Source organism: Actinosynnema sp. NPDC037264, from assembly GCF_055603705.1.
Genome location: NZ_JBVJVK010000031.1, coordinates 74,929 through 90,278, shown reverse-complemented (window position 1 = coordinate 90,278; position 15,350 = coordinate 74,929). Strand labels below are relative to the sequence as shown.

The 15,350-nt window shown below is 71.9% G+C and carries 15 protein-coding genes; 4 read left to right on the top strand and 11 right to left on the bottom strand.

Annotation, left to right across the window (positions count from 1 at the left end; genetic code table 11):
* The first annotated feature begins 80 nt into the window (after window positions 1-80).
* Window positions 81-1,262 (top strand): hypothetical protein, encoded by a 1,182-nt coding sequence (locus ACZ7GX_RS28505; protein WP_498781038.1) that lies wholly within the window; start codon window positions 81-83, stop codon window positions 1,260-1,262.
* A gap of 129 nt (window positions 1,263-1,391) precedes the next feature.
* Here ACZ7GX_RS28505 and ACZ7GX_RS28500 read toward each other — a convergent pair whose 3' ends face one another.
* Together ACZ7GX_RS28500 and ACZ7GX_RS28495 are read right to left on the bottom strand one after the other, a co-directional pair.
* The gene (locus tag ACZ7GX_RS28500; protein WP_498781036.1) at window positions 1,392-2,153 is read right to left on the bottom strand and encodes a HEAT repeat domain-containing protein; all 762 of its coding nucleotides are present in this window, start codon (window positions 2,151-2,153) and stop codon (window positions 1,392-1,394) included.
* Window positions 2,154-2,214: 61 nt separating this feature from the next.
* The gene (locus ACZ7GX_RS28495; protein WP_498781035.1) at window positions 2,215-2,670 is read right to left on the bottom strand and encodes a carboxymuconolactone decarboxylase family protein; all 456 of its coding nucleotides are present in this window, start codon (window positions 2,668-2,670) and stop codon (window positions 2,215-2,217) included.
* 195 nt (window positions 2,671-2,865) lie between these two features.
* Between ACZ7GX_RS28495 and ACZ7GX_RS28490 the strand changes: the two genes are divergently transcribed.
* Complete coding sequence (locus ACZ7GX_RS28490; protein WP_498781033.1) at window positions 2,866-4,041, top strand: TerC family protein; 1,176 nt, start codon at window positions 2,866-2,868, stop codon at window positions 4,039-4,041.
* On the opposite strand, the gene ACZ7GX_RS28485 is transcribed toward ACZ7GX_RS28490, so the two are convergent.
* The 9 genes from ACZ7GX_RS28485 to ACZ7GX_RS28445 form a co-directional block, all read right to left on the bottom strand.
* Window positions 4,038-4,382 (bottom strand): cation:proton antiporter, encoded by a 345-nt coding sequence (locus tag ACZ7GX_RS28485; RefSeq protein ID WP_498781031.1) that lies wholly within the window; start codon window positions 4,380-4,382, stop codon window positions 4,038-4,040. The genes ACZ7GX_RS28490 and ACZ7GX_RS28485 overlap by 4 nt on opposite strands.
* The gene (locus ACZ7GX_RS28480) at window positions 4,379-4,648 is read right to left on the bottom strand and encodes an MrpF/PhaF family protein (RefSeq protein WP_498781030.1); all 270 of its coding nucleotides are present in this window, start codon (window positions 4,646-4,648) and stop codon (window positions 4,379-4,381) included. Before ACZ7GX_RS28480 ends, ACZ7GX_RS28485 begins: the two co-directional genes overlap by 4 nt.
* Before the next feature lie 5 nt (window positions 4,649-4,653).
* A complete protein-coding gene (locus ACZ7GX_RS28475; RefSeq protein WP_498781028.1) occupies window positions 4,654-5,166 on the bottom strand; it encodes a Na+/H+ antiporter subunit E in 513 nt (170 codons plus the stop codon).
* Window positions 5,163-6,545 (bottom strand): complex I subunit 5 family protein, encoded by a 1,383-nt coding sequence (locus ACZ7GX_RS28470; protein ID WP_498781027.1) that lies wholly within the window; start codon window positions 6,543-6,545, stop codon window positions 5,163-5,165. Before ACZ7GX_RS28470 ends, ACZ7GX_RS28475 begins: the two co-directional genes overlap by 4 nt.
* Window positions 6,545-6,976: a sodium:proton antiporter gene (locus ACZ7GX_RS28465; RefSeq protein ID WP_498781026.1), complete on the bottom strand. Its 432-nt coding sequence runs from the start codon at window positions 6,974-6,976 to the stop codon at window positions 6,545-6,547. Before ACZ7GX_RS28465 ends, ACZ7GX_RS28470 begins: the two co-directional genes overlap by 1 nt.
* Window positions 6,973-7,437: an MnhB domain-containing protein gene (locus tag ACZ7GX_RS28460; RefSeq protein WP_498781024.1), complete on the bottom strand. Its 465-nt coding sequence runs from the start codon at window positions 7,435-7,437 to the stop codon at window positions 6,973-6,975. Before ACZ7GX_RS28460 ends, ACZ7GX_RS28465 begins: the two co-directional genes overlap by 4 nt.
* On the bottom strand, window positions 7,434-9,725 hold the full coding sequence (gene mbhE / locus ACZ7GX_RS28455) for a hydrogen gas-evolving membrane-bound hydrogenase subunit E (protein ID WP_498781023.1): 2,292 nt from the start codon (window positions 9,723-9,725) through the stop codon (window positions 7,434-7,436). Before mbhE ends, ACZ7GX_RS28460 begins: the two co-directional genes overlap by 4 nt.
* Before the next feature lie 350 nt (window positions 9,726-10,075).
* Window positions 10,076-10,522, bottom strand: a complete 447-nt coding sequence (locus tag ACZ7GX_RS28450; protein WP_498781022.1) for a nitroreductase family deazaflavin-dependent oxidoreductase — start codon at window positions 10,520-10,522, stop codon at window positions 10,076-10,078.
* 250 nt (window positions 10,523-10,772) lie between these two features.
* Window positions 10,773-11,801 carry an outer membrane protein assembly factor BamB family protein gene (locus tag ACZ7GX_RS28445; protein ID WP_498781020.1) on the bottom strand — a complete coding sequence of 343 codons (1,029 nt, stop codon included), beginning with the start codon at window positions 11,799-11,801 and terminating at the stop codon, window positions 10,773-10,775.
* 530 nt (window positions 11,802-12,331) lie between these two features.
* On the opposite strand from ACZ7GX_RS28445, the gene ACZ7GX_RS28440 reads away from it, so the two are divergent.
* Both ACZ7GX_RS28440 and ACZ7GX_RS28435 read left to right on the top strand, forming a co-directional pair.
* On the top strand, window positions 12,332-13,642 hold the full coding sequence (locus tag ACZ7GX_RS28440; RefSeq protein WP_498781019.1) for an RICIN domain-containing protein: 1,311 nt from the start codon (window positions 12,332-12,334) through the stop codon (window positions 13,640-13,642).
* 164 nt (window positions 13,643-13,806) lie between these two features.
* Window positions 13,807-15,306 carry an RICIN domain-containing protein gene (locus tag ACZ7GX_RS28435; RefSeq protein WP_498781017.1) on the top strand — a complete coding sequence of 500 codons (1,500 nt, stop codon included), beginning with the start codon at window positions 13,807-13,809 and terminating at the stop codon, window positions 15,304-15,306.
* The last annotated feature ends 44 nt before the right edge of the window (window positions 15,307-15,350 follow it).

The window sequence follows — 15,350 nt, the reverse complement described above, 5'->3', positions numbered from 1 at the left end:
GCGCTCTCGGGCAGCACCGGGCAGTCGGGGCCGCCCGAGAAAGGAAACCGTTGACCCCACAGGATGATCAAGAGCGTCTTTTGGAAGCGCCACGCCTGCGTCTCGACCGCGCTCGGCGGGACCGCTCGACCTGGGCGGAACTGGCGTTCGCCCCGGCGCGCAACGACCAAGGGCACGCCTACGACCTCAACAGAGAGGCGAGGTTCGGCGTGCTGTGGGCACTGCAGTACGACCGGAGGCCGCAGGACCTGCCGCTGCTGAGGTTCCTGCTCCAGCAGGAGATCAGCCGCTACCGGCAGACCGTGCCGTCGGGTCTGGCCCCGGACTTGCAGCTGGCGGGCTTCCTGGTGGCCGAGCACCGCCGACTCGACGACGTGTGGCTGCACTGGCAAGCCAAGAACATCAGCTTCGACACCGCGCTCGGCTACCGCGCCCACCACCTGTTGACGGCAGGTGTCGACGCGACGGTGGAGGCCGTGCGGTCCAGCTCCCACCCGGATCGGGAACGCATCCTGCACGAGATCGCCAGTCCGCGGAATCCGGACGGCACACCCCACTACACCGACGCCGTCGTCGAAGAGTGGCTGGAGGCCCAACGGGCGCGCTTCCCGTCGGATCCCGCCGCCGAGAGCCTGCGGACCTGGGCCAACCACGCGACCCGCCTCGGCGAGCACGACGCGTCCCGCCGCTTCCTGCTCGCGTGGGCCGACCACCAGCCCCGCACCGAGCACACCCTCAACACCCTCCAGTTCCACCTCGCCCAGCTCGGGTTCCTCGACGAGGCGATCGAGGTGCAGAAAGAAGCCGTCGCCGTGGCAGGACCGGGCTGGACGAGGGCCGTCGGGTTGCTCACCCTCGTCCAACTACAGCGGAGATCCGGCGACTTCACCCACGCGTGGGAAACGCTGCGCGAATGCGCCGGCGCCATGCCTTCCGACCGGTCCTCGAAGGAAGCGGGGCTCTGGCGGCACTTCGTCAGGGCGCACTTCCAGCTCGTCCCGATGGCGCCCGACCGGGCCACCGCCCGGACGGTCCTGGCGGAAGGCGACCGGCAGATGCACGGCGTCTCCCGGCTGTGGATGGACCGCGTGCTGGACGCCGCGATCACCGCCGTCGAGCACGTCGGAGACCTCCGGATGCGCGCCCGCTACCTGGCGATCCGGGAGGCCGAGCTCCGCGCACGCGAGCAGGAGATGACGAAGGCCGGCAGCCGCGAGACCACCGCGGGGATCGAGGACGATCGCGACACCACCAGCACCTGAAGCTCACGCGGAACAGCCACGCCACCAGAACTCGGCAATGCTGGACAAGGCATCGAGAGGCTGACGATCGGCCACCGCCCGACACGCGCCCACTCTCAGGGGGACGCGGCTTCGTCGCCGGGCAAGGTCTCAATCGCAGCGGCGCAAGGCATCCGCCACGAGTCGGTCCGCGACCTCGTCCCAGTCGGCCCGCCGGTCCGGCGTGGTCTCGTCGTCGGCCGTCCGGGCGATCTCGTCCAGCACCTCGGGCAGGTCCGCGATCCCGGTGTTGTGCCCGGCGTAGCGGCGCAGGGTGTCCGCGGCGTGGTAGCGGACCAGGTACCCCGGATCGCGGGCCGCCTGGCTGAGGGCCTCGACCAGCCGTGGGGTCGGGGCGAAGTCGGCGAGGGCGGTCGCCGCGGCGAACCGCACGCGCTCGCCCAGGTCCGAGGCCAGGACCGAGACGATCGGGTCGGCCCACGACTCGTCACCGGTCAGCACGCGCAGCGCTTGGGCGACGCGGACCAGGAGAGGTCCTGCCGCACCCGACGCCGCGTCACGCAGCAGCGCCACCGAGCCCTCGGGTGCCTTCCCCCCGGCGGCGAGCACGGCGATCGACCACGCGGCCACCGGGTCACCGGCTCGGACGCCCGTCGTCACCATCCGCGCCACCTCGGCCGGAGCGGTGCCGGCCAGGTCGAGCAACCGGGTGAACCGGGGCCCGTCGTGCGCGACCAGGTGAGGAGCGCCGAACACCCTCCTCCGCCACCGGACCCACGCGCGGACGGCGACCATGAGCAGCCCTTCTCGACCGAGCAGCGGCCGATCCGGCTCATCCCCCGGCCGGTAAAACCGGATCGTCGGCGCGAGCACCAGGTGGACGAGCACAGCGTCCCACGCCGAGACCCGCACCGGGGGCACGTCCCGGGCCGAACCCGGCGGCGCGGCGAGGGTGCGCCGCGCCGCCCCGGGTTCAGCCCCAGGCGCCCGCCACCTGCTTGGTGGCCGCGTTGAGGCGGTTCCACACGTTCACCGTGGCGATGGCGACCAGCAGGGCCGAGAGCTCCCGCTCGTCGTAGTGCCTCGCGGCCTCCTGCCAGACCTCGTCCGACACGGGTTCGGGCCGGTCGGACAGCCGGGTCACGGCCTCCGCCAGCGCCAGCGCCGCCCGCTCCGCCTCCGTGTAGTACGGCGTGTCCCGCCAGGCGCCGACCGCGAAGATCCGCTCGTCGGACTCACCCTGCTTCCGCAGGGCCTTCCCGTGCATGTCGACGCACACGCCGCACCCGTTGATCTGCGACGCGCGCAGGTTGACCAGCTCCAGCAGCGACTCCGGCAGCCCGACCCGCGTGGCGGTCTCCCCCAGCGCGAGCAGCGCCTTCATCGTGCCGGGCACCGTCGCGGCGGGGTGGTTCATGCGTGGTTCCACGTCGTTCGCTCTCCTCTTCCATCGTCCTCGTTCGCTCTGTCACCGCCCTGACGAACTGGACGCGGACGATGTGACCGCGATCGACGACGAACCTGCCGACGCGGTCCCGGCGACCGGTCACGCTGCGGTTGCGGGTGGCAACGGCCTGTGGTCCTCTGGGCGGCGAGTTCGGCGCGCAGAGAGTGGACGAAGCCGGTGGATGATGTGCCTCAGGTCGTCTGGTGGTTGACGATCGCCGCGATCGCCGGCCTGCTCCTGTTCGACTTCCTGGCGCACGTGCGCAAGGCGCACGCGCCGAGCCTGCGCGAGGCGGCGCTGTGGTCGGCCCTCTACGTGGGGATCGCGATCCTCTTCGGAGTCGGGGTGTTCGTCTTCGGCGGCCCCAAGATGGGCACGGAGTACTTCGCCGGGTACGTGACGGAGAAGGCCCTGTCGGTCGACAACCTCTTCGTCTTCCTGATCATCATGTCCAGCTTCAAGGTGCCCCGCGCCGACCAGCAGAAGGTCCTGCTGTTCGGGATCGTCTTCTCGCTGATCGCCCGCACCGGCTTCATCCTGCTGGGCGCCGCGCTCATCAACCTGTTCGCCTGGGTCTTCTACCTCTTCGGCCTGATCCTGCTGATCACCGCCGGCAACCTGCTCAAGCCGGAGGGCGAGGACAGCCACTCGGCGGACAACATCGTCATCCGGGTCGCCCGGAAGCTGTTCCACACCACCGACACCTACGACGGCGACCGGCTGTTCACCACAGTGGACGGTCGGCGGGCCATGACGCCGATGCTGCTGGTGATGGTCGCCATCGGCGGCACGGACATCCTGTTCGCGCTGGACTCCGTCCCGGCCATCTTCGGGCTGACGCAGAACGTCTACCTCGTGTTCACCGCCACCGCGTTCTCGCTGCTGGGGCTGCGCCAGTTGTACTTCCTCATCGACGGGCTGCTGAACCGGCTGGTCTACCTCGCCTACGGGCTGGCGGTGATCCTGGCGTTCATCGGCGTGAAGCTCATCCTGCACGCCCTGCACGAGAACAACGTGCCGTTCATCAACAACGGGCAGCCGGTCCACGTGGTGGAGATCAGCACCGGGCTGTCCCTGAGCGTGATCATCGGCGTCCTGTTCGTCACCGTCGTCGCCTCCATGACCAGCCCGTGGGGCCGGGCGCAGAACGTGATCGCCTCGGCCCGCCGGCACGCCGTCGAGTACCTGGACATCGAGGCGGACCCCGCCCGCCGCAGGGAGGTCTTCGACGCGCTGCTCGCCGAGGAAGCGACGCTCAAGCAGCTCCCGGAGAAGTACCGCGCCCGGATCCGGGAAGAGGAGAAGCTGATGACCCTGCTCAAGCGCGCACACGAGGCGCACGCCAGGACCTAGCCCGGTGGGCGGTCACCCTCGCGGTCCGTTCCGCCGTCGGTCCCGCGCGCGTCCCGGCCGCCGAGGCGGTGGGCGGCACGGGCCAGCGCGTGGCCGGCCACCGGCGAGGTGAGCACGACGAACGCGATCGCGAGCACGGCGAAGGTGATGATCGTCGCGTCCTCGGTCGCGATCGAGGACGCCAGGATCGCGATCACCCCGGGTCCGGTGGCCAGTCCCTGGGCGTGCAGCTGGACGAAGGTGTCGGGCAGCCGGAGGACGCCGGCGAGGCTGACCGTGAGCAGCACCAGGCCCAGCAGGAGCAGTGCGCCCCCGAGCACGTCGAGCAGGACCGAGATCATCCGAACGGACCTCCCGAGTCGAGGTAGCGGGCCGCCGCCACGGTGGCGATGAAGGACAGCAGGGCCAGGGCCACCGCCGCGTCCAGGTAGTAGGCCTGCCCGCGCAGGTAGGACAGCAGGGCCAGGAGCGCGATGACGATCGTCGCGAGGAGGTCGAGCGCCACGACGCGCTGGAGCACGTCCCGGGCGCGGACCAGCGACAGTCCGCCGGCGACCAGCAGCAGCGTCACCCAGAAGAGGGCGGGGACGACGATGACGGCGGGCACGGCGGTCAGGGGAAGACGCGGCGCTGGCGCCGCCGGTAGGAGTCGAGCTGGGCGGCGACCACGGCCTCGGGGTCCCGTGCGTCGAGCACGTGCAGCAGCATCCGCCCCCGCTCCTCGTCGACCTCGACCACCACGGTGTCCGGCACGAAGCCGACCCGCACCGCCCAGGCCGCGGCCGGCACGGGCCCGGTGCGGGGTATGGGTACCTCGACGAGCCCGGGGGCGGTCGAACCCCGGCGGACGAGGGTGACGGCGGTCTGCCAGGTGCCGACCACCAGGTCGACCAGCGTCCCGCCGATCAACGCCGGCACCCCCGCGAGCCGGCGGCCCAGTTCCGCGAGCGGGGTCCGCGGCGGCCCGTTCGGGCGGACCCGCCCGGCCACGACGACGAGCGAGGTGGACAGGAGGAGTCCGATGAGGACGTCCCCGGGCCGCAGGCTCGTCAACGCCAGCAGGTAGACCGAGGTGAGCGCGACGACGCGCAGCAGCAGGCTGATCATGGCGACCTCCGTGGTCATTCGGTGCCCCCGGCCAGCAGGGCGTCGACCGCCTGGCCGCTGAGCAGGAGCAGCGGCTCGGGCCACAGCCCGGCGGCGAGCACCAGCAACGCCAAGGCCGCCGTGAACAGCCGCTGGGGCAGTGGGCTCGCCGCACCCGTCGCCCGCTGGTCGGGACGCCAGAACCGGCGCTGGTACACCTGGAACATGTAGACGAGGGAGAGGGCGCTGCCCACCAGGAGCAGCACGACGAGGGCGACGCTGCCGGCCGCGATCCCGGTGCGGAACAGCTCCAGCTTGCCGATGAACCCCGCCGCCGGCGGCACGCCCGCCACGCTGAGCGCTCCGACCGCGAACGCCGCCGCGACCACCGCGCCCCGCACCCCCGAGGCCAGGAACAACAGCGCCTTGTTCAGCGAGTTGATCACGCTGTAGAGCACGGCGGCCATCAGGCCGACGGGCCCGCCGACGCCGAGGGCGACCAGCACGTACCCGACCTGCCCGATCGCGGAGTAGGCCAGCGTCTCGGCGGCGTCGCCGCGGGCGACCGCCAGCACCCCGCCGTAGACGATCGAGGCGGCGCCCAGGACGACGAGCGCGACGCCGGCGAGCCGCAACTGCTCGGGAAACAGGTCGGCGCCGAAGCGCAGCAGGCCGTAGGCGCCGATGTTCGCCACAGCGCCGCTGAGGACGGCCGCGACCGCGGGGCGGGCGCCGGCGTAGACGGTGGGCAGCCAGAAGTGGAAGGGGAACAGGCCGAGCTTCACGCTGAACGCGATGAAGAACCCGGCCGCGATCAGGACCGCCGCGTTGGGGTTGACCGCGAGCATCCGGGCGGCCACCTGGTCCATCGCCAGCGCGCCGGTCACCCGGTAGGCGCCCGCCACGGACAGCAGGAAGGTGAACGAGCCCAGCAGGTTGACCGCGGTGAACACCAGCGCCGCCCGCAGCTGGCGCCGCTTGCCACCGTAGGCGCTGAGCGCGTACGAGGCGGTCATCGCGAGCTCGAAGAAGACGTAGAAGGAGAACACGTCGGCCGTGACGAACAGTCCGGTCAACCCCGCGCCCAGCAGCACGACCAGGCCGGGGAACGTCCGCGACCGCACCCCGCCCGCCGCCTCGTGCGCGGCCGCGGCCAGCAGGACGAGCACCGACAGCAACGCGAAGGCGACACCCAGGGCGTCCGCGCGCAGCACGATGCCCACGCCCGCGGGCCAGCCGCCCGTCACGACCTGCCGATCACCCCCGGCGAACACGTCCGCCGCGAGCACGCCCAGCACGGCGAGGGTGACCGCGAGCGACGCGACCGCGAGCCAGGCGACCGCCCGCCGCCGCCCGTCCAGCGCCACGAGCACGGCGCCCGACACCCAGGGCACGAGGAGGACGGTCGACAGCAGCATCAGCGGGCCCGCCCGCGCTCGGCCCGCAGCTCGTCGGCCAGGAGGGCCTCGGTCTCCTCGCGGTCGGCCTGCCGCTCCCGCTCCAGGCCCGCCGCGTGCCGGGCCTCGGTCGCGGCCAGCTCGTCCTGCTCGGCGGTCCGGAAGACCACGATGGCCCGGTGCACCAGGGCGAGCAGCAGCGCCACCGTGGCGAGCCCGATGACCAGCGCGGTCAACGCCAGCGCCTGCGGCAACGGGTCGCTGACGTCGTCGCCCGGGACCACCGCGATCGCCGCCCGACCGCGGCTCAAGCCGGCGGCGATGATCGTGACGACGGCGCTCTGCGAGATCAGCATGATGCCCGCGACCATGCGGATCAGGTCGCGCTTGAGCAGCAGGTAGGCGCCGGAGCCGAACAGCACGGCCGCGGCGACGGCGACGGCGAGGATCACCGCTTCCCCTCCCCCAGCGGCCGTGCGAGCTGGTGCACCAACGTCGTCAGCACGCCGACGACCAGCATGAACACCCCGAGGTCGAGCAGCAGGGGGGTGAACAGCTCCAGCGCGCCGATCTTGGTGACGTGCTCGCCCGGGCCGGGGCGGTGGGTCACCGGCGGCTCGCCGAGCGCGAGGGGGAAGAACCCGCTCGCGAGCGCCAGGAGCAGGCCGCCGACCGCGAGCTTCGGCGCGTGGCGCAGCGCCGGCAGGGCCGACTCGGCGCCCTCGGCCCCGAACGCCACGTAGATCAGCGCGATCGCCAGCGCGACGACCACCCCGGCCGCGAACCCGTCGCCGACCTCGGCGTAGCCCTTGACGATCAGGGCGGCGGCGACCATCAGGCCGGGGCCGGGCAGCAGCCGGGCGACGACCCGGACCACCGAGTCCGGCGGCGCGTCCACGCCGCCCGCGCTCACCACAGCCTCCCGCGCCGCATCAGGGTGGCCACGCCGACCACCGCGACCAGCAGCACCGTGATCTCGACCAGCGTGTCCAGGCCGCGGAAGTCGGCGACGATCACCGTGACGACGTCACCGCCGTGGGCGGCGGGGGTGAGCCGGACGTGCTCGGCGGAGACGCTGTCCGGCGCGGGCTGGGACAGGAACCCCCACACCGAGGCGAAGACGGCGAGCCCGGCGACGACACCGGCCGGCCCGTCCCGCCGGCGCCGCCGGGGGCGGACCCGCACGACCGCGTCCCGCACCGGTCCCTCGTCGGGCATCCGGGCCAGCGCCGCGACGAAGACCAGGGTGAGCATGGTCTCGACCACGACGGCCACCAGCGCCACGTCCGGGGCGCCGACCAGCGCGTACACCGCCGCCAGCGCGAAGCCGACCACGGCGAGGGCGAGCGCGACGGTCAGCCGCGAACGGACCCTGGCGACCACCAAGGTCGCGATGACGACCAGCGCCAACAGCGGGAGGATCAGCCAGTCGGCGCCCGCCACCACGCCGACCGCGTACGCGCCGGTCGTCGGGGTGGCGGCGAACGCGAGGCCGACCACGAGGCCGGCCGGCACCAGCACCGCGGCGATGCTGGTGCGCAGGTCCTTCACCTCCCGGTCGTGCACTGCGGCCGACACGCGGTCCAACGCGTGCAACGTCGCCTCGTAGGCCCGCCGGGGACCCCACCGCTCCCCCGCCGCGGCCACCGCCCGCACCACCGGGTCCACCACCCGCGGCACGGCCAGCAGCAGCCCGCCCAGCACCCAGGCGGCGACCGCCATCACGTTCTCCGGCCGGAGGTCGAAGTGGTAGCCGGGTGCGATCGTGACCGGTCCGCCGGTCGAGACGCCGGCCGCGTCGGAGGCCAGCCGCGCGAACGGCTCCACGACCAAGCCGCCGAACACCGCGACCGCCGCCAGGATCACGACCGGTGCGACGAGCAGCCCGGAGGCCGGGCCGACCTGCCCGCGCGGCGGCCCCAGGAACAGCCCCAGCCAGAACCGCCCGATGTAGGCGAACGTCAGGGTCGCCGCGACGACGGCCACCACCGCGGTCACCGGACCGTGCCGCAACGCGGCGGTGTAGAGCAGCTCGTCCTTGAAGAACCCGATCGTCAGCGGCAGCGCGGCCAGCGTCGCCGCCGCCACCCCGGCCGCCACCGCCAGCACCGGCGCCCGGCGCCCGAGCCCGCCCAGCCGGGACAGCCGGTCCTCGCCGGTCGTCATCGTCACCGTCCCGGCGGTCATGAACAGGGCGCTCTTGGCCACCGCGTGCGCCAGCACGTAGAACGCCGCCCCGCCGTTGCCCTCGGCTCCGCCCATCCCGTACAACATGACCAGGTAGCCGTACTGCGAGATGGTGGAGTAGGCGAGGAGCTGCTTGAGCACGTCCTGCCGCAGCGCCAACACCCCGCCCACCACCACCGACACCGCGCCCACGACCACCAGCCCGGTCAGCACCGGCTCGCTGCGGGCCAGCAGCGGGTGCACGCGCCCGATCACCAGCACGCCCGCCGCGACCATCGCGGCCGAGTGCAGGTAGGCCGACACGGGGGTCGGCGCCGCCATCGCCCGCGGCAGCCAGAAGTGCAGCGGGACCTGCGCGCTCTTGGCCAGCGCGGCCACCGCCAGCAACACGGCCGCCGACGTCGTGGTCGCCGACGAGTCGGCGCGGGCCAGCAGCTCGGGGATCGAGAACGTCCCGTGCACCGAGTAGAGCAGCACCGCGGCGACCAGCATCGCCACCGCGGCGACCACCGTGACCAGCAACGCCATCAACGCCGCGGTCCGCGCCGCCCGCTCGGAACGGTCGAAGCCGATGAGGAAGTACGAGCACACCGCGGTCAGGTCGAAGAAGACGAACACCAGCACGAGGTCCTGCGCGGTGGCCAGCCCCACCATCGCCGCCGCGAACAGCGCCATCCACGGCCAGAACCGCCACCGCTCCACCGCCGAGCGGCGCTGGTGCTCCAAGTGCAGGGTCAGGTAACGGGTGCCGTAGGCGAAGACGAGGGCGCCGACACCGGTGGCCAGCAAGCCGTAGAGCACGGCGAGGCCGTCGAGCGCGAAGCTCAGCCGCAGGTCCAGGCTGGGCGCCCAGGGCACCGAGACCGCGCCACCGCCGGCCAACCCGCCGAGCAGGCACAGCAGGAACCCGGCGACCGCCGCGGCGCACGCCAGCCAGCCCAGCCGGTCCGCGCCCGGTCCGGGGTGCCGCTCACCCGCACCGCGGGTTCCCGGACCACCGCGAACGACGACCACGGGCAACTCCTCCGGCTGGAAGTCGAGTCGTCCGCAACGTACGGGATGCCGACCTGATCCGCAGACGTCGCAAGCCCGCCGGGGTGGGGTGACCAGTCGTCACGCCACCCCGTGTCCACCGAACCGGTGACACGACGCGCACCCGATCGCACCGGAAGTCCAAGGTGGAGGGTCGCCCGAACCACCGGCGGTGCGTGACCGGCTCTCGACGTCCACCCGAACGTGTAGGCCGATCGGACCGACGCGATGGCGGACGACCCGTGCCCGTGCGACCGGACCCGCTCCGGCCGGCCGCACGACACCCCCGCGCCCGCCACCGCTCCGACCGGAGCCGGGCGGGCCCCGCCGGGTCAGTCCTGAGGAGTGAGCACTACGATGGGGAACTCCCGGTCGGTCTTCTGGGAGTACTCCTCGTACAGCGATAACATGCTCGTCATCCGGGCCCAGAGGGCCTCGCGCTCGGTCGGGGACGCGACCCGGGCGTGCGCGGTGAACCGACGGCTGCCGACCTGCACCCCGACGCTCGGGTCCGCCTGGAGGTTCCTGAACCACGACGGGTCCCGGTCGGAACCGCCGTCGGAGGCGACGACGACGAACTCCTCGCCCACCGTGCCGTAGATGAGGCACGTGCGACGCGGGATGCCGGACTTGCGACCGGTGGTGGCGAGCACGAGGACGTAGACGCCGTTCATCTCGTGCCCCTCGGCGCCGTCCGAGGCCAGGTACTTGCGCGTCTGCTCGGCGATCAGGTCCGTTGGCGAGTCGGTGGCGCGGTCGAGGTCATCGGCGACAGCCATGGAGAACGGTCCTCTCTGGAACGGAAGTCTGGTGCGAAGCGCTGCGCGGAGATCCACGTCAGTCGATCCGCTCGGCCAGGGTAGCGATCATGAGAGGTCGGCGACGGCGTTCTCCACCGGCCTTCCGGGGAGCGGGCCACGACGGGTCGGGCGAAGGTGCAGCCCACGCACGCGGGATCACGCGGTCGTTCAACCGAAAGGCCTATACGGAGACCCGCAGTCGGCCGAGCCGCGACCGATCGGGAGGTGATCAGCTCCGGTCGTCGTGGCGTGCGCCGTCGCCGAGCGCGGCGGCGAGCAGCGTCCCCTTCGTGATCACCAGCACCCGACCCGGACCGAGGCGCCGCAACGCACGGATGCGTCGGGTGATCCCGACCCGCTCGACGACCTGACCGCGAGGGTCGACGAACACCAGGAAGCCGCCGGCGTCGGCGAGCACGAACCCGTCGCCACGTCCCCGGTCGTCGGCGACGACCTGTCCGAACGGGGCCGGCCGCACCGCGATCCGCCACAGCACGCGACCGTCGTGGGGATCTGCCACGGTGAAACCGGTCCCGCGTTCCCCCAGCCAGAGCAGACCACCGACGTGCCGCGGCGCCGAGGCCACCAGCGGGGTCCCGGCCAGGACCAGTCCGCTCACGGCCCCCGTCGACGGCTCGATCCGCACCACGGCGTCCTCACCGCACCGGACGAGGAAGCGATCACCCCCGACCGCCGTGAACGCCGCTTCATGGTCGTGGTCTGCGAGCGGGTGCGGCAACGACCAGGCGCGCAGTTCCCGCCCGTCGCGTCGATCGATCAACCGGACCCGCGCACCGCCGGGCTCACCGACCAGGAACCCGCCGCCTCCCGCGGCCGGCCGCACCGTGCGCACGTCGTGCTCCGCCTCCCACAGGGTCCGGCCCGTGGCGACGTCCACCGCCCGCAACGGGGTGTACCCGCGCCAGCCACCCACGAGCACCAGGTCGCCGTCCACCACAAGGTGCCCGGTCCACCGGCGCAGACCGACCCTCCAGACGTCCCGCCCGGTGGCGAGGTCCAGGCACGCCAACTCGTCGGTGCTCTGCGGCAGCACCAGCAGACGTTGCCCGGCAACGGACATCGCCCGCAGCCACCTGCCGGTCGCGACGTCCCACCGCACGGACCCGTCCTCCGGGTCGAGGCCGACCAGCCTCGTGTTCCGCTCGTGGACGACCAGCGTGCCGGAGCCCACGGCGACGTCGACACCAGAGCCGGCCTGGTGCAGCGGTCGTTCCCACCCGATCCCCACCACCCCCACAGCCCACCACGCGTCCCCGATGCCCCGCCACCCGTTTCCGCGTCCCACCATCCACAGTGGACACGACGGCCGGGTCACCGCGCTCGGCGGGTTCGGGCGCACGTGGTCGTCGACGCCTCCCGGGCGGACGCCCGGCCACCCGAGCGTGTTGATTCCTGTAACCCACAGTTCACTCTTGAGCGACTAGGCAGGGTCCTGTTAGCGTTCACACGGAACGGTGGCGCCCGTCACACCGCCAACCAGGGCCCTCCGCGACAGGCCCACCGCACCGCATCCCGGGCCGAGCCGCCGCCTGCGCCGACGACGTCGGCGGACACACGAGTGGAGACGCCGATGTCGACCGCCCAGTGCCGCGCGCACCCGCCACGGGCCTCGGGTTCCCGAGGTCGCCCGGTCACCGCGCGGCGGCGCGACTCCCGCCGCTGACCGCGATCGCACGACAGCCCGACCCTCAGCCACAGCGCCCTGCCCGGCGGTCGCCCCGCACCAGGCCGACGTTCGCCCGCACCCCACCTGCGAGGAGATCATCCGTGACCAGACAGCCGAGGGCCAGACGCCTGCTGGCCCGACTCAGCCTCGTGGCGCTCACCGTCGCCGCCACGGCGGTGGCCGTCGCGGCGCCCGCACAGGCCGCACCCGGCTACGTCTACACGACGTTCAAGGGTGACGCCGCCGCCGACCAGGAGCTCTGGGTGTACTCCTCGGCCAACGGCACGAACTTCAGCGTGCTGGCCGACACCGACTACCGCGGCCCGTCCGGCGTGCTGCGCGACCCGAGCATCATCCAGCACAACGGGCTCTACTACGTCGCGCATACCGTCCAGTCGTGGACCACGAACTCAACACACTTCAACATCGCCTCCAGCCCGGACCTGGTCAACTGGACGCACGTGACCAGCGTCAACTCCGGAGTCGCCAACACGCGGTTCACGTGGGCCCCCGAGTTCTACGTCGAGGGCGGCACCGTGCGGATCATCGTGAGCATCGCCCAGACCACGTGCTCCAACTGCTTCCGCCCGTACGTCTTCACCGCCCAGAACAGCGCGCTCACCTCGTGGAGCGGGCCGGTGCAGATGGGCGGCCTCGGCTACAACTACATCGACACCTACGTGGTGAAGTCGGGCAGCACCTACCACGCCTTCACCAAGAACGAGACCTCCAAGTACATCGAGCACTGGACCAGCACGAGCCTCACCGCCGGGTGGGGCAACCGGGGCCAGTTGTGGAGCTCGGGCTACGAGGGTCCGGCCGTGTTGCGGATGAGCGACGGCTCCTGGCGCATCTGGATCGACAAGTACACCAACGGCGGCATCTGGACGGCCACCAGCTCGAACCTGGACTCCTGGTCGGGCCTGAGCCAGATCACCTGCCCCGGTTGCCGCCACGGCACGATCCTGCCGGTGGCCGACGTGCCCGGCGCGGCGCCGGTCTACCGCGTGACCAACCTCAACAGCGGCAAGGTGATGGACGTCGTCTCCGCGTCCACCGCGAACAACGCCGAGGTCAAGCAGTGGACCTGGAACGGCGGCGGGAACCAGAAGTGGCAGTTCCAGGACGCGGGCAGCGGCTACTTCCGGATCGTCAACCAGAACAGCGGCAAGTGCCTGGACGTGCCGAGCGCCTCCACCGCCGACGGGGCGAACATCATCCAGTACACCTGCGGCAGCGGCGCCAACCAGCAGTGGCAGTGGCAGGCCACCGGTAGCCACTTCCGGCTCGTCGCGCGGCACAGCGGCAAGTGCCTCGACGTCGTCTCCTCCGGCACCGGCGACGGCGCCGACATCCAGCAGTTCACCTGTGGCAGCGGCGCCAACCAGCAGTGGAGCCGCACCCAGGTCTGAGCCGGACCGGCAAGGCGCTCGACACCGCGAACGCCGGGCGTGGTTCCCGCCCGGCGGCTCGCAGCAACCCCAGTGACCCAGGTGGGACGCCCGCGGCATGGGCATCGCACCTGTCGGACCGCCGTGCAGCAGCTCTAGTGATTGGACATCTCATGAGATTGACCATGGCGTCTGACGGCCACTCGTCAGGACCATCCCGGAGCACCCGGTCGTTGCGGCGGTCGCTGGTCGCCTTGGCGGTGACCACGCTGACCGCGGCGACGGGCCTGGTCGTCACCACACCGGCGGCCAGTGCGGCCACGAGCCAGTTCCGCGGCATGAACTGGGCGGTGATGGGTGACAACTTCAGCACCGGCACGCTCGTCGTGCAGGGCCTGAGCCAGTCCGACAGCAACGCGACCGTGCGGGCCAAGGCCAACGCCCTGTACGACGACATGTCCGCGACCATGGGCGTCAACACCGTCCGGCTGCCGATCAACACCCACACGGTGGCCAACACGACCTGGTGGAACGCCTACCGCGGCGCCATCGACGCCGCCACCGAACGCGGGTTCAAGGTCATCCTCGCCTACTGGGAGGACGGCGCCGCGTCCGGCGGCAGGATCACGAACCTGGCCGCGTGGAACGCGATGTGGTCCAGCGTGACCAACACCTACGGCTCGAACAACAACGTCTACTTCGAGCCGATGAACGAGCCGCACGGCTACTCGTCGGCGGACTGGCGCAACGTCGCGGCGAACTGGCTCAGCTACCACTACTCGGCACCGCCCAGCCGGGTGCTCATCGGCGGCACCGGCTTCAGCCAGGACCTGCGGGACATCTGCAACGACAGCCGCTTCAACTCGACGCTGCTGTCCTTCCACCACTACGCCTTCTTCTACAGCCCGATGACCTACGACGCCTTCCGCAGCCACATCCAGACGCGGCTGGGCAACTGCGCCTCCCGCGCGGTCGCGACCGAGTTCGGCGCGCCGATGTCCACCGGCTTGAACTACGGCGACGCGAACAGCAGCGACAACTTCGTGCGCCACATCCGCGCCATGGCCCAGGTCATGCGGGACAACCAGATGGGCGGCACCTACTGGCCCGCGCTCGGTGGCAAGTACAAGGACAACCTCGGTTACGACTGGTACTCGATGTACGCCCTGAGCGGCAGCGGCACCGACCTCAACCTGACCATCCGCAACACCTCCGGCGCCGACCGGATCCGCTACGGCTGGGGCGACAACACCACCACTCCGCCGCCCACGTCCTACCTGATCACCGCACGCCACAGCGGCAAGTCCATGGACGTCCAGCAGCCCAACACCGACAACGGCGCGCGCGTCGGCCAGTACACCTACAGCGGCAACGCGTGGCAGCAGTGGCAGTTCCAGGACGCCGGCAGCGGCTACTGGCGCATCGTCAGCCGCCACAGCGGGAAGTGCCTGGACGTGGTGAGCGCCTCCACCGCCGACGGCGCCGACCTCGTCCAGTACACCTGTGGCAGCGGCACCAACCAGCAGTTCCAGATGGTCGCCAACGGCAACTACTTCCAGCTCCGCGCGCGGCACAGCGGCAAGTGCGTGGACGTCCCGGGCGCCTCGACCGCGGACGGCGTGATCCTCAAGCAGTACACGTGCAACACCGGCACCAACCAGCAGTGGTCCCGGACGGCCGCCTGACCGCGGCCCGGCCCTCGCTCCCCGGCGCCGAGCTCGTGCTCGGC

What these genes read in the sequence shown, in the direction of transcription:
- ACZ7GX_RS28485 (WP_498781031.1), bottom strand. Translation starts at nt 4,382, where the DNA reads ATGATCTCGGTCCTGCTCGACGTGCTCGGGGGCGCACTGCTCCTGCTG.
- ACZ7GX_RS28475 (WP_498781028.1), bottom strand. Translation starts at nt 5,166, where the DNA reads ATGACCACGGAGGTCGCCATGATCAGCCTGCTGCTGCGCGTCGTCGCG.
- ACZ7GX_RS28470 (WP_498781027.1), bottom strand. Translation starts at nt 6,545, where the DNA reads ATGCTGCTGTCGACCGTCCTCCTCGTGCCCTGGGTGTCGGGCGCCGTG.
- ACZ7GX_RS28450 (WP_498781022.1), bottom strand. Translation starts at nt 10,522, where the DNA reads ATGGCTGTCGCCGATGACCTCGACCGCGCCACCGACTCGCCAACGGAC.
- ACZ7GX_RS28435 (WP_498781017.1), top strand. Translation starts at nt 13,807, where the DNA reads ATGGCGTCTGACGGCCACTCGTCAGGACCATCCCGGAGCACCCGGTCG.